This window comes from Erwinia sp. 1181_3, from assembly GCF_052824965.1.
Genome location: NZ_VTDE01000002.1, coordinates 348,385 through 367,948 on the forward strand (window position 1 = coordinate 348,385; position 19,564 = coordinate 367,948).

11 protein-coding genes are annotated in these 19,564 nt (G+C 55.9%); 4 read left to right on the forward strand and 7 right to left on the reverse strand.

Annotated features, from left to right (window positions below; translation table 11 throughout):
* Entirely contained in the window at window positions 1-1,053 is a 1,053-nt protein-coding gene (gene trhO / locus FY046_RS06005; RefSeq protein WP_167864379.1) for an oxygen-dependent tRNA uridine(34) hydroxylase TrhO, read from the reverse strand.
* Window positions 1,054-1,259: 206 nt separating this feature from the next.
* Here trhO and FY046_RS06010 point away from each other — a divergent pair, with 206 nt between their 5' ends.
* Window positions 1,260-2,189: a Kdo(2)-lipid IV(A) acyltransferase gene (locus FY046_RS06010; RefSeq protein ID WP_133840924.1), complete on the forward strand. Its 930-nt coding sequence runs from the start codon at window positions 1,260-1,262 to the stop codon at window positions 2,187-2,189.
* A 129-nt stretch (window positions 2,190-2,318) separates the two neighbouring features.
* Entirely contained in the window at window positions 2,319-3,554 is a 1,236-nt protein-coding gene (mdtG, locus tag FY046_RS06015) for a multidrug efflux MFS transporter MdtG (protein ID WP_167864378.1), read from the forward strand.
* Window positions 3,555-3,562: 8 nt separating this feature from the next.
* Here the strand turns inward: mdtG and FY046_RS06020 are convergent, their stop codons facing one another.
* Complete coding sequence (locus FY046_RS06020; RefSeq protein WP_159337089.1) at window positions 3,563-4,312, reverse strand: DeoR/GlpR family DNA-binding transcription regulator; 750 nt, start codon at window positions 4,310-4,312, stop codon at window positions 3,563-3,565.
* A gap of 82 nt (window positions 4,313-4,394) precedes the next feature.
* On the opposite strand from FY046_RS06020, the gene FY046_RS06025 reads away from it, so the two are divergent.
* Both FY046_RS06025 and FY046_RS06030 read left to right on the forward strand, forming a co-directional pair.
* Window positions 4,395-4,979, forward strand: coding sequence for a GDP-mannose pyrophosphatase (locus FY046_RS06025; protein ID WP_167864377.1), 585 nt, complete (start codon window positions 4,395-4,397; stop codon window positions 4,977-4,979).
* Between the two features lie 9 nt (window positions 4,980-4,988).
* A complete protein-coding gene (locus FY046_RS06030) occupies window positions 4,989-5,351 on the forward strand; it encodes an NUDIX hydrolase (protein WP_133840928.1) in 363 nt (120 codons plus the stop codon).
* A gap of 42 nt (window positions 5,352-5,393) precedes the next feature.
* On the opposite strand, the gene FY046_RS06035 is transcribed toward FY046_RS06030, so the two are convergent.
* The 5 genes from FY046_RS06035 to FY046_RS06055 all read right to left on the reverse strand — a co-directional run bounded on the left by FY046_RS06035 (window position 5,394) and on the right by FY046_RS06055 (window position 19,564).
* Complete coding sequence (locus FY046_RS06035) at window positions 5,394-6,743, reverse strand: carbohydrate porin (protein ID WP_167864376.1); 1,350 nt, start codon at window positions 6,741-6,743, stop codon at window positions 5,394-5,396.
* A 565-nt stretch (window positions 6,744-7,308) separates the two neighbouring features.
* Entirely contained in the window at window positions 7,309-7,686 is a 378-nt protein-coding gene (locus FY046_RS06040; protein WP_446185868.1) for a DUF6896 domain-containing protein, read from the reverse strand.
* Window position 7,687: 1 nt separating this feature from the next.
* Window positions 7,688-7,927, reverse strand: a complete 240-nt coding sequence (locus tag FY046_RS06045; RefSeq protein WP_446185869.1) for a hypothetical protein — start codon at window positions 7,925-7,927, stop codon at window positions 7,688-7,690.
* A 211-nt stretch (window positions 7,928-8,138) separates the two neighbouring features.
* Window positions 8,139-8,417: a YrhB domain-containing protein gene (locus FY046_RS06050; RefSeq protein WP_167864373.1), complete on the reverse strand. Its 279-nt coding sequence runs from the start codon at window positions 8,415-8,417 to the stop codon at window positions 8,139-8,141.
* Complete coding sequence (locus FY046_RS06055; RefSeq protein ID WP_446185870.1) at window positions 8,417-19,564, reverse strand: hemagglutinin repeat-containing protein; 11,148 nt, start codon at window positions 19,562-19,564, stop codon at window positions 8,417-8,419. The genes FY046_RS06050 and FY046_RS06055 overlap by 1 nt, the downstream gene beginning before the upstream one ends.

Consider the following 19,564-nt stretch of genomic DNA (forward strand, 5'->3'; position numbering starts at 1 on the left):
TTACTCTTCAGGCGAAGGGATGTGCATCGTGGTACTCAACAGGCCACGGGACTTGTTGAAAATCTTATTACCGTTCTCACGACCCGCACGGCGGGCACGCTGCTCTTCCGGCGATAACGCCAGCTCTTCCATACAGATTGGGCTACAGCAGTGATTAAACTTCTCAGCGCAGCTCGGACACTGAATAAACAGCAGATGGCAGCCATCGTTCAGGCAGTTGACGTGGGTATCACAAGGCTCACCGCACTGGTGGCAGTTCGCAATAACATCCTCGGAAATTCGCTCCCCCATACGTTCATCAAAGACAAAATTTTTGCCTTTAAAACGCACCGGTAACCCCTGTTCACGGGCACGACGGGCATATTCGATAATCCCGCCTTCAATGTGGTACACATTTTCATAGCCGTTGTGACGCATCCAGGCACTGGCTTTCTCACAGCGGATGCCGCCGGTGCAGTACATGACAATTTTTTTGTCTTTGTCCTGCTGCAACATGTCCACCGCCATCGGCAGCTGATCACGGAAGGTGTCCGCCGGAATTTCCAGCGCGTTGTCAAAATGCCCCACTTCGTACTCATAGTGGTTACGCATATCGACAAATACTGCCTGTGGATCGTCCAGCATCGCATTCACTTCGGCGGCTTTCAGATAAGCACCGACATCGCTGGCATCAAAACTGTCATCCGTGATGCCATCAGCGACAATGCGCTCGCGCACTTTCAGGCGCAGCACCCAGAAAGATTTACCGTCGTCGTCCAGCGCAATGTTCATTCGCAGATCGTTCAGCGCCGGGTGGAAGCCGTACAGCGCGGCTTTCATCTGCTCATACTGGCTGGCCGGGACGCTGACCTGCGCGTTAATGCCTTCTGCCGCCACATAAACGCGGCCAAACACTTTCAGCTTTGTCAGGGTGACATACAGGGCGTCGCGGAACGCGCGCGGATCGTCAATAGTGAAGTACTTATAAAAAGAGACTGTGGTACGCGGTTCGGTTTCGGCCAACATGCGCGCCTTCAGCTCTTCATTGGAAACAAGGTTATGTAACACTGGCATGGTGTACGTTCCTGCATTCAAAGAGAGGAAAAATTTGCGGCGCTATCATACCTGAGGCATGGTGGATTGTCCTTAGTCACAGCCCTTTTTCATCACAGCAATCTACAGATAATGTAAAATATCTCGTTGTAAATCGCACAATTAGCCATAATTAAACTTTTATACCTATTCATAATTACTCTAATTTACTTGCGATCCGGACACTCATGACACAGCTTCCCCACTTCAATCGCACATTGCTGCATCCCCGTTATTGGTTTACCTGGTCAGGGATTATCCTGCTGTATTTGCTGGTTTTGTTGCCCTACCCGGTGCTGTACTTCATTGGTTGTGGCCTGGGAAGAGTCTCAATGCGCTTCCTGAAATCCCGGGTGACCATTGCCAGACGTAACCTTGAACTGTGCTTCCCGCAGATGCCGAATGCCGAACGCGAAGCGCTGGTCATCTGTAACTTTGAGTCACTGGGCATGGGTCTGATCGAAACTGGCATGGCCTGGTTCTGGCCCGACTGGCGCATCAAAAAATGGTTCAGCGTTAGCGGGCTGGAGCACATCCAGAAGGCGAAAACGGATGGAAAAGGCGTGCTGCTGATTGGCCTGCACTTTCTGACGCTGGAGCTGGGTGCGCGCATTTTTGGCATTTATAATCCGGGAATTGGCGTTTATCGGCCCAATGATAACCCCCTGATCGACTGGTTACAGACCTGGGGACGGATGCGTTCCAATAAAAGCATGCTTGACCGTAAAGACCTGAAAGGGATGATCCGCGCCCTGAAGAACGGCGATATCATCTGGTATGCTCCTGACCATGACTACGGTCCCAAAAGCAGTGTGTTCGTGCCGCTGTTCGCCGTAGACGAGGCCGCCACCACCAAGGGAAGTTACCTGCTGATCCGCAGCGGCAACCCGGCGGTGATCCCTTTTGTTCCACGACGTCTGCCTTCTGGCAAAGGCTATGAAATGGTGATCCTGCCAGAGCAGACCTCCGCCATTCCGCTGGACGATGAACGCACCACTGCCATACATATGAACCAGATTATTGAGCACGCCGTCTTAATGGCCCCCGAACAGTATATGTGGCTGCATCGCCGCTTTAAGACCCGTCCTGAAGGGCAACCCTCTTTTTACGACAACTAACGGGTCGCCGATCCGGCCTGTTCCAGTATTTGAAACAGTTTTTCATTTTTTTTGATCGCACGTCGGTTAGCAGCAGGATAAACGCGTATACTTGGTGAGCTAATAGTTCAAAAGGTGACCCTTTATTTTATGTCCACGCCCGCTACCCCCGCTGCCGCCATCAACTGGCAAAGAAATCTGTTCGTGACCTGGATAGGCTGTTTTCTGACGGGAGCAGGATTCAGCCTGGTGATGCCCTTTCTGCCGCTCTACGTGGAGCAACTGGGCATCACCGATCCACAGGCACTGAATCTCTGGTCAGGACTGGTCTTCAGCATTACGTTCCTTTTTTCCGCGATTGCCTCCCCCTTCTGGGGCGGACTGGCCGACCGCAAAGGACGAAAAATCATGCTGCTGCGTTCGGCACTCGGGATGGCCATAGTGATGATGTTGATGGGGATGGCAACCTCTATCTGGCAATTTCTGGCGCTGCGTGCCCTGCTCGGTTTGCTGGGGGGATTTGTTCCTAATGCCAATGCGCTGATCGCTACCCAGGTCCCGCGCGGTAAAACCGGCTGGGCGCTGGGCTGGCTCTCCACCGGTGCGGTCAGTGGCGCACTGATTGGCCCGCTGATTGGCGGCCTGCTGGCCGACAGCTTTGGTCTGCGCCCGGTGTTCTTTATCACGGCAGGCGTGCTGTTTACCTGCTTTATGATGACGCTGTTCTGCGTACGCGAAAGTTTTATTCCGGTGCAGAAAAAAGACATGCTGCACGCCCGCCAGGTGCTGAGCTCGCTGAAAAACCCGCGCCTGGTGCTGGCGTTATTTGTCACCACGCTGATTATTCAGGTCGCCACCGGCTCCATTGCGCCGATCCTCACACTGTATGTGCGTGAGCTGGCGGGACATGTCTCTAACCTGGCCTTTATCAGCGGGATGATCGCCTCGGTGCCGGGCGTCGCGGCGCTAATGAGCGCGCCCCGGCTCGGCAAACTGGGCGACCGCATCGGCCCTGAGCGCATTTTGATCACCATGCTGATGCTGTCCGTACTGTTGCTGATCCCGATGGCGTTTGTGCAGAATGCGTGGCAGCTGGGGATTCTGCGTTTCCTGCTCGGCGCCGCCGATGGCGCACTGCTTCCCGCCGTACAGTCTCTGCTGATTTATAACGCCAGCAACCAGGTGGCCGGGCGCGTGTTCAGCTACAACCAGTCATTCCGCGATATTGGCAACGTCACCGGGCCGCTGATGGGTGCGACCGTCTCAGCCCACTTTGGTTTTCGGGCGGTGTTTATCGTCACCGCCTGCATTGTGCTGTTTAACGTGCTGTATACCTGGATCACCCTGCGCGGCCGTACCGAAATGATGGTGGTACGGGAAGAGTAACGTCATCCTCAAACCAGTGCGATGTGCAGTTTTTCCAGCAGCTGGCACATCTCTTCGTCGGGCCACGCATCCACCACCAGCGTGCTGGCCAGCGAGAGATCGCCGATGGCAAAGGCGGAGGCAGAGTTCAGTTTTTCCTGTGACACCAGCACCACGGTTTCCGCGGCCCGCTCTGCCAGCGCCCGTTTTACGCAGGCCTCTTCATAGTTTCCCGTGGTCAGCCCGGCGCTTTTGTGTACCCCGGTCACCCCCATAAAAAACAGATCGGCATTGATGCGGCGTATCCCTTCCATCATCGCCGCACCGACCGTCACCACCGAATGCTTGTAGAGTTGCCCGCCAATGATAATCACCTCAATCAACGGATAATCCACCAGCCCGACCGCAACGCCCGGACTGTGCGTGACCACGGTAAAAGCCCGATCCCTCGGCAGCAACGTGATCATCTCAGCCGTGGTCGTGCCACCGTCGATCATCACCACCTGACCGGGCTGGATCAATGCGGCCGCTTTCTCCGCCACCCGACGTTTGGACGCCATCTGCACGCTTTTTCTCGTTTCGAAGGGGGCAATCGCGGCAGACACCGGCAGCGCACCGCCGTGAACGCGTTGCAGCAACCCTTCTGCCGCTAACTCTCTCAAATCCCTACGAATAGAGTCTTCTGATACGGAAAAATACTGGCTCAGTTCACGCGAAAGCACCTGCTTTTCGCGATCGAGCATGGCCAGGATCTGCTGTTTACGCTGACTGGAAAGCACGGTTCCCCCTTCACGATTGATCTTGATATTGCACGATTATGCATGTTAGCGTGTTTTCTGTCACCACAATAAGGGCATAAACATGCAAAACATGCAGGAACGCGTACGCAACATCCGCGAGCAGCTGCTGTCGGATAACTGGTACACCCTGAAAAAATACACCTTTGAACTGCTGCGCCGCGACGGCAGCTGGCAGGAGCAAAGCCGGGAATCCTACGATCGCGGTAACGGCGCCGTGGTGCTGTTGTACCACAAAGCCCGAAAAACCGTGGTACTGACGCGGCAGTTTCGCTTCCCCATTTTCGTCAACGGCCATCACGGTTTTCTGATTGAAGCCACCGCAGGCCTGCTGGATAACGCCTCGCCGGAAGCGCGTATTATTGCCGAAGCCGAAGAAGAAACTGGCTTTCGCATCACGCACATCGAAAAGGTGTTCGAATCCTATATGAGCCCCGGTTCAGTGACAGAAAAACTGTTCTTCTTTATCGCCGAATATTCTGATGACGATCGTCAGGGAAGCGGCGGTGGCGTCGCGGAGGAAGGGGAAGATATCGAAGTACTGGAGTGGCCCTTTTCCCGCGCACTGGACGCCGTGCGCAGCGGCGAAATTATGGATGCCAAAACCATCATGCTGATCCAGCACCTGGCCCTTAACCCCATTTTTTAGGAAATCATTATGAAATCACTGCAAATTTTAGTGGCAGGCCCGGTACGCAGCGGCACAGGCGACCGTGAAGACTTAATCCATGCCAACCTTGAACGTATGGAACAGGCAGCCTTAGCCATTTACCAGAAAGGGCATATTCCGCTGATTGGCGAGTGGCTGGCATTTCCGCTGGCGCGGATTGCCGGGTCGCAGAAGATTGGCGATGCGATCAGTGAAGCGTATTTATATCCGGTCGCACACCGACTTATTGGCCACTGTGATGCCATTCTGCGTTTACCGGGTGAGTCACGCGGAGCCGATAACGACGTACGCATTGGCCATGAGCTGGGGCTGACGATTTATCAGCATCTGGATGAGATTGCACAGGTTTAATCGTGCCGGGGTGGCATTGAAACAAACGCCACCCCCGGCTAATCAGAAACTGATATCGGCGGCCAGGCCACCAATTAACGCATCCTGAACCTGACGCACCCCGCCCGGTTTAGTCACAACTTGCAGGTTGGGACGTATATTCAGCCAGCGGGTAGCCTTCGCGTTGTAATACAGTTCATAGTTCCATTCCGCGCCCTGTTGCAGCGGCAGATAAGCAGGATTGCGATAATCGCTCACGCCGTTTGCGGCGTTCTGCCCCTCACGCATCTTTGTGTAGTCGCTGTTAACATGGATACGCGCCATGCCGATGCCGATCTCATCGGCGGGACGGGCATCAAAGGGCCCTTTCCACGCCAGTGCCAGCGACTGATAATTGTCCATCTTCGCCGTACGATGGTCGTTCATCACATACTGGAAACTCACGCTCAGACCACGCTTGTTATCACCGTCCATCGCGAACAACTGCTGTTCGGCCAATAGATAGCCGCCGTAAGCACGTCGGTTATGCTGATACTCCCCATCCTTAAACGAGTGAAAATCCCCGCCCTCGGTGGAACTGTAGAACATCCCCAGCCGATAATTACCCTGAAGTTTGTCCTGCCCCAGCTGCGGCTTCCAGCCCAGTTCAACCGGGATCAGGTTTCCTTCGCCGTGGCCCATATCAAAACGAAATCCGTTCGCTTTCGTGTAGTTGGCACGGTTCTGGTTATAGACCCCGACCTGGAAATAAACGTCTTCGGGCAGATTGAGTTTGAACCGCCCTCCCCACTGCGATACCGGGGCGTTAAACCAGCGGTCGTTACGCCAGTGACCCGGCTGGCCGCCGCCCATCGCCCAGTTCTGGAACATTCCGACGCTGGCCGTATCGAAATCTTCGTTGGTGGTGACACGGCCCAGTTTCACCTCCAGCCAGTTATCAAACAGCGACTGGTTGAGCCAGAACTGCGTCAGGCGCAGATAATCACCTCGTGCCGAGATACCCTGTACGTTAGACAGGCCACCCGTCCGCGGATCGTTAATATAGGGCGTAAGATTTTGCCCGTTGCGGTTGGTCAGCGTCACCTGAAACTGACCGCCCTGCCAGTTCATCAGTTTATCCAGATCGAGCTTACTGCCGAACGTCCACTGATCGGCATAGCGCATCGTGGTGCTGGTGCGGTAGCCGCCGGCCAGGTTGGCCGCCGACTGCGTGGTATAGTCCACCTGGAAATCCACGCCTTCATCCGCCAGATGTTTGCGGTAGCCCGCCCAGTCACCGAGCAGCCACGGGGAATCCGGGTCAAAAGGGGCATCATTCGCGAACACAGGCGCGGCAAGAAAGAGAAGACTGCAGGAGAAACGGGTGAGAACGGTTTTGCGCGACGCTCTGCACGTTAAGGCTGATTTATCCATATCACTGATCCTGAAAAGGGGGTGAACAACCTGGCACACCGCCAGAGTTGGGGCAGTTCATTTGCCCGGCGCTAATACATCATATTTCAGAAACAGAACCCCATTAAAAACGTGCGAAAAACCGCCGACAGCACGCGATGCTGGCGGTCAGGGAGTTCCTGGGAGGTGAAGTTGTGTGCATTCTGATGAATGCACTGCTGATATGTGAGGACCTGGAGCGCCCGCAGATGTATCTCCGGACATGATTTCTAGCTGAATGTTCAGTGCATAAGGCTGGTGCCGGTTTGAGCACACCGGATCGGCAAAAGATGCATCCCTGCGGGCCTCGGCACGCGGCGTCCTGCCGCGTGACGCCCGGCTTACCTCAAACCGGCACCATCCCTTCAAACATTCGTACTCGCTGTGGGTTTTTAACACCGCCATGCATGACATCCTTGTGTCGGGTTCGCCTCTTTAGTTCCTGTCGAAACGGACGCGAAACGATCTGCGAAAATGTCCTGGTAGCACCCGCTGCGCCATAATCTCAAGGCATCTGGGCCGATACACTGAACATCTGACTACAGATTCATATTAATTCATATTGTTTTTCTGATGTTTTTTGTAAAATCCCAGATATAACCATACCCTCTAATAGTTTTTTTATTTCATAATCATCACACAATGAAAAATATTGAGATAAACGCCACACGTCTATGATATGACTATTTTTAATATTATTATTAACATCAACCACCTTCTCTTGCTGTCCATTTTTTATTAAAAACCGAATACCTTTACCATGTTTAACAAAACACCAACCTTCATCATCAAGCCAGACAACCCCTTTCTTGGGGAAGTCCAATAGCAAGTCAAAATCCTTTATATTTGAATAAGTAAAAAAGAATGATTTTATTAATTTCCCTTGAAGACTGATAAAGTCCAAAACCTGTTTTTCACTCAACATATCAATACCTTACTCTTGCTTCAGCAGCTTCACGTAAAAGTTGATCACCTTGTTCCGTAGTGACATCGTGTATTCTAACTGGTACATCCTTAATTCCAGCCTTTGCTGCTGCTTCAGCTCTATGATGGCCATCAATAATAATCACCTTACCATTAACAATAGCAGCATCAATAGGTTCATTGACATCAAAGCCATTTGTTTTCATATCTTTTACAAGCCGTTTTACTTGGGATCCTGACATTTCATTTTTATTCTGCCTGCTAATTAAAATATTTGGATCTATGTTTTTAGTAATGACTTGATTAGTACTACTCTCAGGTTTATTTCTTACCTTCCCGGTTCCACCAACAATGCCTGCTGCCCCAGCGCCGCCACTTCAACGTCACCAGATTGCACCTTACAAAGTCAGGGTTCCAACTTTTTAGGTTTAGTCCATGAATGTTTGGGCCCTTCTAACTCAGAGCATTTTTCTTTTCTTCATAATCTTGTAAATACTTTTCAATAGGATATGCAGTTCCAAGTTCATGTACATCACCCGTATCCTTATCAACTATAAATGGCGAATTACCTGCGAGCTGCGCAGAAAACTCCCCAGTTTCAAGGTATTCTCGAGATTGAAAACAAAAAAACCACCCTTCAGAAAAACGTCCATGCAGGGTAATAACAACCGGAATATCAGTATCTTTTAGATATTCTGTCGCTTTTTCTACAGCCTCTTCATAACTAACCATTAATTCGTCCTCAATAACTGGAATGATTCAAACTTGCTGAGATTAGCAGGTTTACCTGTTTGCCCATCAAGGAATCGGACTGTTCCGTTTTGGTTTACAACATTAAACACGTGTCCAGGTTGACCTGGTCCATATGAACCAAAAACAATCCCTCTGGAACCAGAACCTGCACTTGCCATTTGCTGTGTAATACTTTCGGGCGAAGAAATATACTTAAATTTAGTACCGTATTGTTTTTCCAAAACGGTCAAAGGAATACCGTTTTTATGGTTTACAGGCAACGCCGATGCAGGATTTCCAGCCAGAGTAGCATCGGTGGCAACAGAGCAGTTTACACAATTATGTGTTCTACCTGGTTCTGGGTATCCTGGATTAACGTTTTTAATAGAGCCAGCAGTTTCTCCGTGCGCTCCAATTCCCTTCATCCCATACACCGCGCCACCAATCGCCGCAGCGGTGTGCACCCTTGCCATGCTGCTATACAACGTTGAAGCCGTTTCTAAGCTGACGCCCCAGTTAGTGGCGATGGTCTGGATGTCTTTCGCTTTCTGTGCCTGCGCATCTGCTGTCGCATATTGCCACAGCAGACTATCGACTTTATCAGCACCCTCTTTATAAACACTGGCCATGGTGCCGATGTACTGACCATCAAGCTGGGCATCGTAACTCTTGCCCATTGCCGCCAGTTCCTGACGCATCCCCCTACAGTCCGCTGATGACAGATTCTTGCACGCCGCATCAATCGCTGCATCGAACGCTTTATCCTTCACATTCAGGTCAGTGACCAGTTTCTCTGCCTGTGCTTTCTTATCGCCTTCCAGGTACGGTAGCGCCCATTTCGCATCCTGTCGTGTCTTATCATCGGGGGCTGACAGCGCATTATTCTCCACCGCATTCTTGCCCGCAAGCGCTCCGGTCGTTGCGGCTGCCGAGCTGTTGCCTGCTACCGCCCCCGCGGCTCCGGCGGCAATCGTGCCCAGCAGGCTCAGCTGCTCTTTGTCCGCCTGCGACAGTCTGGCAATCTCCTCTGGCGTGCTGGCGTGATAAAACGCTTCGGCAATAAAGCGTGTGGCCAGCTCACCGCTGAACGCTCCGGCGGCACCCGCGGCGGCATTGCCTCCCGACATCTGCGCCGCCACCGCACCCCACACGGCATGCGCCATCGCGTTGGCAACCACATTCGTGTTGCCGCCGGCATCGGTGGTTTGCGCTTTGATGACCTGCGCCACCAGTGGGTTGGCCGCTCCGGCAACCGCCTGTGAAATATTTCCGTTAACCAGTCCCTGAAGCACGCCGCTTACTGCCTGAACCACCATCTGGTTCTTGCTGCCCACGCCGTAATCGGACATGGCTTTCTGATAGGCATCGCTTTCTCGTAATCCGGCCAGCCATTTGGCCCTTTCTTTTTCTGTCGCGTTATCTTTAAGCGGTGCAGCGCCTTTTTTCGCCTCTTCCAGCCCTTTGATATCGCCCATCGTGTTCACGATGCTAACCATCTGGCCGGTGATTTCCCCCACCGCCTGTGCCGTCTGTAAACGCTTCTGCTCTTTCTCTTTATCAAAAATCGGGCTGATGCTGCCGTTGGCCGAGGCAGTATCACGGCTCAGGCTCCCCACGTCCTGCTGTTGGTTAGCCGTATCGCGGATAACAATCGTGCCCTGTTCTACCGCAGACTGAGTGGTGCCTTCCGCATGCCCCTTGCCGTTGAGCCCCGCCAGCAGCGTGCTGGCCGAGTTCGACAGCACGTTGCCCAGCATCTGGCCGCCCATCGACCCGCCGTTGCTCATGCCGGCGCTGATCCCGCTATGGCTGACCTTATAGTCGGCTTCATTCCCCAGGTCGCTGAAGCCCAGCGTGCCGGTTTCCAGGCGATTGTTATCTGCCCCTGCCTGGCTGGCAATCACTGCTCCATTCAGCTGGGTGTGGTCGCCGACCTGAATATCGAACCCGCCCTTGCCCGCATAGATACCGCTCTGCTCCATGGCGCTGTCATAGGTGCTGTGCATTTTGTCCTGGCTGGCATTGATATAGCCGGACGCCGTCATCGACCCAAAGGTGAAGCTGCCCCCTGCGCCAAAGCTGGTCTGCTTCGAATCGTAGCGATCGCTGTCCTGCTGGCTGGTGATGGTCAGGTTGCGCCCGACATCGGCACTGACCTTATTACCGTTCACCTGAGCGCCGGTTAACGTGGTGTCACGCCCGCTGTTCAGCGAGACGTTGCCACCGCTGTCGAGGGTGGTTTCACTCCACTGCGTCCCGTTACCGGTGTCTTTGCCTTTCGCGCCGTTGACACTGGCAAAGATGCTCAACCCGGCGCTGCCGTTGCCCACGCCAAAACTGATGCCCACGCCGCCGCCGCCGCTGGAGTTACTGCCCGTGGATTGCTGCGTGTTGGCCGCGCCGGTTAACAGGATGTCATTCGCCGCCGTCAGCGTGGTGTCGCCGCCCGCTTTCAGCTGGCTGCCGCCGATAGCGATATCCCCGCTGTTAGCCGATTGACCTTTACCCGTTGCGGTAATCGCCAGGTTCTGCCCCGCATTCAGGGTCGAGCCGGATACCGCATCACTCACCTGCTGCGACTGGGATTTAGACTTCTGCGTGGTCAGCGAAATGCTGACACCTATGCCGCTATTCGGGTCGCCGCTGACCTGCGCCTGCTGGCTGGCCAGTTTTGCCTGCACCCCTGAGAGCGCGGTTTTTGTCGCCTGCAGGGCCGCCAGACGACTGTCACTTTCCCCTTTCGCCGCCTGTGCAGTGGCGATGGCATTGTTGATTGCTTCACCGACTGCGCCGGAGAGCGCCAGCGTAATCCCCGTGGATTTTTGCTCGAATCGCTCGTCCGCGGTGCGCTTATCATGACCCGGCGCGATAACAACGCTGTCACCGTTGACCGTTAACGATTGACCCGCCACCAGGTCAGCACCGCTGATCTTCACGCCGTCAGCCGCGCTGACCGTCACATTGCCCCCGGTGCTGCCGACGGTACTGACGCTCTGGCTCTGGGTCGTGCCCTTCACTTTTAAGTCATGCTTCTGGCTAGAGGTGCCGATGGTGATACCAATCCCACCCGTACCCATCAGCCCGCTTTTTTTCGTTTCACTGAAACGCCAGCTGGAGTCCGTGTTGGTCGCGGCAACAATATCGATATTACTGGCCGCTTTCAGGGTCACGTTGTCGTCCCCCACCACCTGCGATCCTTTCACCAGGATATTTTTACCGGCCTCCACGCTGACGTTATCACCGCTCAGCAGGGTGCCTTTCTCCGAAGTCGAATAGTCCTCTTTGATGGTGTGGGTAGTTTTTTTGCTAAGGAATCCTTTTTTGGTTTTCGTCTCTTCTTTGTAGAAATAATCACTCTCGGTGGCCGTCGTCAGGTTGACGTCATTCCCCGCGTTCAGGGCAATATCCTGCTGTGCCGTCACCTGGGTGGCCGCACTGTTAATATCCCGCCCCGCCTGCACCGCAGTATTGCCGCCGCTGGCAATCTCCGTGCCCTGCTGGCGCACCGCTTCGTGGATTTCCGTACGTTCGCTGCTGCGGTAGCTGTCACCTTTAGTGGTGGTGGCCGCCAGCAGATTCACATCTCTGCCCGCCTGTAATGTCACATCGTTATCGGCCACCAGGCCTGCCGCCTGGCTGTTCAGATCGCGGCCTGCGCTGAGCGTCAGATCATTACCGCTGGTCAGCGTGGTGCGATCCTGACCGGTGACATGGTTTTCCCCTTTGCCCTTGCTGCTGCGCTGCGCGGTGTCTGCTGCGTTCAGGTTGAGGTCGTGGCCTGCCGTCAGCGACAGATCCTTTGTCGCGCTGATGGCGCTGGCGGTGGCGCTGAGATCGTTTCCGGCGTTAAGGGTTAATGAACCACCCGCAGAGAGATTGCTGCCGACGTTGTCGACCTTGCCGCTGCTGGCGATGTTTTTGCCTGCATACCCGGTATAGCGACTGCTACTGGACGTCTGATTGGCATTGATAGCAATATCGCCTGCCGCATCCAGTTTCAGATCGCCGCCTGCCGTCACCTTGCTGCCGGTGACCGTAATATCCTTGCCCGCTTTCAGCGTTACGCCCTGCTGTGCGCTCATCGTTGCCGTTGTGCCCAGCTGGGTCTGGCTCATTGCCGCACCGGAGCCAAGCCAGCCTTTGCTACTGGCGTTCCACTGCGTGGCCAGCGTCTGGTTATTAATACTGCCGTCGAGGCTCTCCAGCGCCAGTGTTTTGCCACTGATGGCCGAACCGATATTGTTGATATCGCCCAACGCGCTGAGGTTCATATCCCCGGCAGCGCTGATCAGGCCTGCGTTCAGGTTACTAATGCTGTTTTGGCTGTTGATATTCAAATCGGTTTTGGCGGCCAGTGTGCTGCCATTATTGGTCAGCGTTCCGGCGTTGAGTTCCACCGAGTTGGCGGCAATCACGCTGCCGCTGTTGACGGTAATATCCTTCGGTGACAGGTAGAGCTTTGGCACCATCACGGTTTCGCCGTTAATCTGCGTCGCTTCCCACCAGACAATGCTGTGGTCAAGCGCAGCAACCTGTTTTGCATCCAGCGATACGCCAAATTTTAATCCCAGCGACTGCTGTGCACTGGCGGCGTTATCCAGCAGATAACGCATCTGTTCCAGGTCGGAACCCACTCCGTTCAGGTAGCGGTTGCCGGTCTGGTTAAGCAGCGCATTGCTGACATAGCGGGTATCAAAGGCCGCATCACCCAGCAGACGGTAGTCGTAATCAGGCTTAAGATTGAGGCGATCCAGCAGGTAGGACGATCCAAGGAACTGTTTCTGGTCGGTGTAAGCACTGCGCGTTTCCTGCGGTGCGCTGCCCGGCTGTTTGCCCAGTAACGCATTGAGATCGCCAAACAGGTTGTGATCCAGCTTGCCCAGCCCGTCGAGCTGCGGGTTGGTGACGATCAGATACGGACTTTTGGGATCGCTGGCAGGAACGAAATAGCCGTTATTGCCGGTGGGCAGTGGCCACGCGCTGGTGTCGATGCCCTGAGCCACTGGCTGCTGCAATGAGGCCGGGTTTTTGGTAAACAGCGAAGTGCCGTTGTTGTTATTCGTGCGCTGATCGGCCAGCGTCGCCAGCGGCTGACCGTTGCTGTCCAGGGCTTTGCCACCACTCATTTGTTGCAGGGCTGACTGGATCTGCGCCTGCCACTGGGGTGAATTAACCGTCACTTTTTCAGTGCCGGACAGGGCCTGTTGTTGCACAGTGCTACCGATACCCTGCTGGCTGAGGGTATTGAGCACGGGTTTTGCCAGGGTACTGGTGATCGTGCCGGTATTGGCACGAGTAGTCGTATTGCTGATGTTACTGGTGAAGCTGGCGGTCAGTGCACCACCGGCCTGGATCACGGCCGTGTAAGCCGTTCCGGATTTGGTTGTAAACTCAGGCCCTCCGCTAATTTCAAAACGGAAATTACCCGACGTAATAGGTGTTCCACCTCCTGCTATGTCAGTTTTATTAACATAGGTCTGGTATCGCGAAATGATTCCGTTTTCTACGGAATCATTGTTAAGCTGATTTCCCGTAAGCTTAATCCTGTTGCCTGCCAGTAGCGAACTTGCATTATTTTCAAGATCGCCCGCTCTTACAATAAGATCACCCGCTGCGGCAATACGTGATGCCCCGCCATTTGCGGTGGCTGTTACTGATTCTGTACTAACCAACTGCTTACGAGTTTTATCTTCTTTATTTTTCAAACTGGCCGTATAGCTATTGTGACAACTATCATTACGCCCACCACCACACCCCCTAATATTCTCGTAAAGAATATCCTGTGGGTTAAAACTGCTTAACGGCACATCAACATAGCCCGCACTGGCATCGATAATATTAGTAATCTGGCGAACAACGGTCAGCCCGTCGCGCTGATTAAGCAGATGCGCGGTGGCCATCGTAATATCGCCGTTGCGCGTCTCAATGGTGCCGGAGGTGTTAATGATTTCACTGTTGGCATTGCCTGCGGCATCACGCTGCATCCACAGATTATTGTCAGCGAGGATATCGCCGCGCTGGTTGCGGATGCTGTTGGCCTGCAGACGCATATCCTGGCCTGCATAGAGTAAGGCTGTGTTAATGATGCTGCCCGGTGCCGTCAGCGTCAGTGACCCACTGGTTCCGGTAAAGCCGGCGATATTGATATCGCCACGGCTGGTCAGCGAGATATCGCCCCCGCCCTGCACGCTCCCGGCGTCATTGAGGTTGATCTGGCTACCGCTCAGGGTACTGGTGCGGGTGCCAGTGGTGATTTTACCGTTGTTGGTCAGTACGGCCCCCGCGCTGAGGTTAACGCCCTGCCCCTGCATCACGCCCTGGTTGTCGATGGCACCGTTGCTGGTGACCGTCAGCTGATTGCCTGCCGCCAGTGTGCCGCGATGCGTGAAGGCGTTAGCCAGTGTGGCCGTCACATCCCCAAGGGCCACCAGTTGACCGGTGGGGGAGAGTTGGTTGGCCTTCAGCGTCAGATTACCGCCACTCAGCAGTTTGCCGCCGCCCTGTTGCTCGACATTTGCGGCAGTGACATCTAGCTGCTGGTTGCCGAGCACGGTGCCGCTGTTGTTCAGTTGCTGATAGTTAACCGTCAGTCGATCGCCCTGGACACTGCCCTGATTGATCAGACTATTGCCGGTAAAGGCGCCCTGCTGTTGCGCCAGCAGCGTGCCTGTATTCTCTACCTGCGCCGCCTTAAGCAGTAGATCGGTCGCCTGTAACCAGCCCCCGTTATTCAGCTGCGACGCGTTAAACGTCAAATCATCGCTGAAAAGGAGTTTTCCGTTATTCTGTGCCGTTCCGGTGATATCCAGCCGGGTCTGTTTCCCCCCCTGAATCACACCGTCGTTGGTCATCTGCGCCGCCTGCAGCGTCAGCGCCTGCTGGCTGAACAGTATCCCGTTCTGATGATTGGTCAGGCGATCGCCGAGGACCAGCGTCAGGCCGTTATCCCCCTGTAACCTGCCGCTGTTCTCCAGCGTGCTGCCGTTCATGGCCAGCGTGTTGCCCTGAATACGGCCAGCATTCTCTATTGAGGTCGCATTCACGCCCAGCGCACCGCCGCTTAACAACGATCCGGCCTGCTGCTGTTTTAGCGCACCCGTCAGGCCCAGGGTCAGGTTATCCACCCCACTGATGGTGCCCTGGTTATCCAGCGCATCGGCCGTCAGCGCGAGATTTTTAGCCGTCCACTGTCCCTGATTGCTGAGGGTGGCGGCATGCAGTAACGCTTCACCCTGCGCACCGATCTGGCTGTTGGCAGCGGAGGTCAGCGTATCACTCAGCTGCAACTCCAGGCTGTCGGCGCTCTGTATGCGGCCCTGATTGCTCAGCGTGCGGGCGTTGGCGACAATATCCTGCGCCTGCCAGATGCCGTCATTACTCAGGCTGTCGCCGTTTATTCTCAGAGTGCCCTGGGTCAGCAGCTTACCGCTGCCGCTATAAATACGTTGCACTGCTGGTGTTGCCGCCAGCGCCATGCGTGCCACAGCGGCGGGGAGAGAGCCGAGGGTCAGGGCCTGCAACCCCACCAGCGTGCCGTTGTTGGTCAGCGTTGCGGCGTCTACCGCCAGCATGCTGCCCTGCACCGCGCCCTGATTAGTGAAGCCAGTGGCACGCAGCGTCACGGCATCTTCGCCGAGCAGCTTGCCGGTATTGTTCAGCGTCGCAGCATCAAGCTGAATGCCGCCCTGGCTTAAAATCTCACCCGTATTCGCCAGCGTATCCCCGACCTGTGCCGAGATGCCTGCGCTGCCGATGGCCGTTCCGAGGTGCTGCCAGCTCTGCGCCGTGACGCTAACCTGCGCCCCCTGCAGGGTGCCGTCAGTGGTCAGCGTATGGCTGCTGAGTTCCAGCATGCCGCCGCTCAGGGTCTGCCCGCTGGCGCTCTGGGTCAGTTGCCCGGCGGTGACGCCAAGGTGTTGATTACCCTGCCACAGGCCGCTATTGCGGAGGACATTACCGCTGAGTGCCAGATCCTGCGCGGTAATTTTTCCCGTATTCAGTAAGCTGTCTGCGCTGACCTTGCCGTCTGCCAGGCTACGGATCTGTCCACAGTTATCCAGCGAGGTGCTGTCAAGCGTCAGCCGCTCATCGCCCTGCATCAGGCCGCCGTTGATCAATGACGTCGCGTTCAGCGCCAGCGTGCGACCTGCCAGCAACTGGCCCTGGTTATTCAGCTCGCGCGCCGTCACATCCAGCGCTTCACTGATTTGCAGTAGCCCGTCATTGCGCAGACTGTCGAGCGTCAGCGTCAGTCCGCCGGAATCAATCAGCGCACCGCTGGCAGTATTGACCAGTTGCCGTGTGCCTAACGTCAGTGCGCGGTTAGCCTGCAACAGGCCGCTGTTGGTCAGCGTCTGCGCAACCGTCAGTTCTCCCTGATGGTTCATCAACAGCGTACCGCTGTTATTGAGATTGGTGCTGCTCAGTACCAGGTGACCGGCTTGCAACTGACCACCATTATTCAGCGTGGTGCTGGTCAGTTCGGCGCGGTCGCCACTCACCAGGGTGCCACCCGCGAGGTTATCGATCGTTGCGCTGTTCACCACCAGCGTATTATCACCCTGCATCCAGCCACGGTTCACCAGGCTGGCACTGTTCAGAGTCAGAGCAGGCGTGACCATCTGCCCGTCATTCACCACCGTTGCCGCATCAATGGCCAGACTGCGGGTGGCATTCACCTCCGCTCCCTGCTGGTTAGCAAACTGCTGAACCAGCGTCAGGGCCAGCACCGCGCCCTGAAGCGCACCGCCGTTGTTCAGGCTATCGCCGTCGATGTTCAGCGCGCCATCCGAGACCATATCGCCCTGGCTGGTGATAGTGTGCGCCTTCAGGGCCAGACTGTCGTTGCCCTGCAAGGTGCCACTGTTTTCGATGCGATCGCCCGAAACATGCAGTGTCGCCGCCGCCATCTGTCCGGCATTATCCAGTGACTGGCTGACGGTCGTCAGCTGCCCCTGTGCCAGCAGCAGGCCACCCTGCTGATTGTGCAGATCGAGATAATCCGCGCTGAGATTGTGCGCGTTAATTTCACCGCGGTTAAACAGGCTGTCACCGCTCAGGGTCAGATCGCCATCGCTGGCGATCAGCCCGGCGTTATTCAGCCGTGCGGGACTCAGTGCAAGGTCACCTGCGCTGTGCAGCGTGGCACCCTGTAGGTTATCGAACAGATCGGTCTGCAATTGCAGGCTGCGGCTGCCATCCAGCAGGCCGCCGTTGGTGAGGTGCTGTGTGCTGAGCGACAGTTCGGGCGCCACCAGGGTGCCGTGGTTATTCAGGCTGTCGGCGGTCAGGGCGATGCGCGCCGCGTTACTTTTGCCGTTATGGTTCAGGGTGGTGGCGTTGACGATGAGGTCACCGCGCGCGGCGTGGGTGCCGTTCAGCGTCGCCTGCTGCGCCGCCAGTTTGAGGTTACCGCCGCTTTGTACCTGCGCCGTGCTCTGGGTGGTGAGCGTCCCGGCATTCAGCGTCAGATCGCCGTCTGCGTTAACCTCCCCGCCCAGTTGCATCTGGTCGGCCTGCAGGTCAATCGCCTGCTGGCTGGTGATGCGTGCGCCCTGCTGCTGATTCAAACCGTCGCCGCTGAAATACACGCTGCGATCGCCCGACAGCAGGCCCTGCTGCTCCAGTTGCCCGGCATGAATCGACAGTAAACCGTCGCTGAGTATTTCTCCCTGAGCGCCCTGCGTCAGCCTGTCGCTGAGGGTCAGGCTGGCCTGCGTTTTTGCACTGAGCGTGCCGTTCTGTTCAAGCCGGTCGCCAGTGAGGGTTAGCGACCCGCCGCTCAACATCTTTCCCTGATTTTTCAGCTGGCTGCCGCTGACCGTCAGGTCGCCGCTGCTCTGCATTGTGCCGCTGTTACGTTGCGTGGTGGCGCGGGCATTCAGGTTTCGGCTGGCATTCAGCGCACCGCGGTTATCCAGCGCGTCCGCGTTAAGCGTAAGATCCTGTCCGGCGGTCATCTGACCCTGCTGCGAGAGCAGGGTGGTTGCGGTGGCCCGGATATCTCCGGCTGCGTTCGCCTGGCTGGCGCTATCCAGCGTCAGCGCATTGCCGCTGAGCTGAATATCCCGGCCCGCCGTCAGTTTGCCGCTCTCCAGAGCCCCTGTTTTCCCGACGTTGATTATCACATCCCGATCGCTGACCAGCGCCGCGTTTTTCAGCGCCACGTCACCGTCACTGCTGACCGTGATGTCGCCACCGGCTTTATGATCGCCGCTGAGCGCGACCGTCCCGGCCCGGACGCTGAGCGCACCGCTGGCCAGACTGTTGTTCACCGTCAGTTTGCCGCTGGCATCCAGGGTGATATCCCCCTGACGGGCATTAAGGTTGCCAAGGTTCACCCCCACGCCTTTGTCACTCGACACCAGGCGGATGCGGTTGGCGTACATGCCGCCCAGCGCGCCCGTATCCACCGCCACCGAGGGCTGCGGGTCCTGAGATCCCTGCGCAGTGACCTTGCTCTGCGCATCAACGCGGTTCGATCCGGCAATCACCGTCAGATCCCGGGCATGGATATCGGCGTTGATTTCAGTGGCGCGTGCGATAATGGACAGCGCATCGCTCTGGCTGGCATTCAGCCCCTGCCCTTCAACGATGATAGTGCCTTTAGAAACCGCCAGACTGTTGACATTACCCTGGCTGTCAAAGGTTGGTTTCCCGGTGGTTAACGTCACCTGCGGCGTGTTGATAAAGCCGCAGCCGTTACAGGTGATCCCGTACGGGTTAACCACCATCACGTTCGCAGCCTTGCCCGCCACCTCGGTAAAGCCCTGCAGCTGCGAGCGGTTGCCGCCAACCACCTCATTGATGATCCCGCGCGCCTCTTTTCCTGCCTTCAGGTTCGGGTTGTTCTGGATCAGCCCGCCCAGCTGGGTCTGCGTCAGCCTGTCGGTGGCGTTATTGAGGATCAGCCCCGGTTTGCCGACATTGTAATCACTGAACTGGTTATGGGAGATCCCTGCCTGGTTTGGCGTGGCGATATTCAGCACCGGTACGCCGTTGGCCGCTTTGTCCATCTGGCTGCCCGGGGTCACCGGGGTGATGGCGGCAGCCACCGCTGGCAGCAGCGGCTGCCCGGCAATCAGCGTACAAATCAGGTAACTCAGCAGACGCTGAGAACGGCGAACCGGTTGCTGATGATTGTCCAT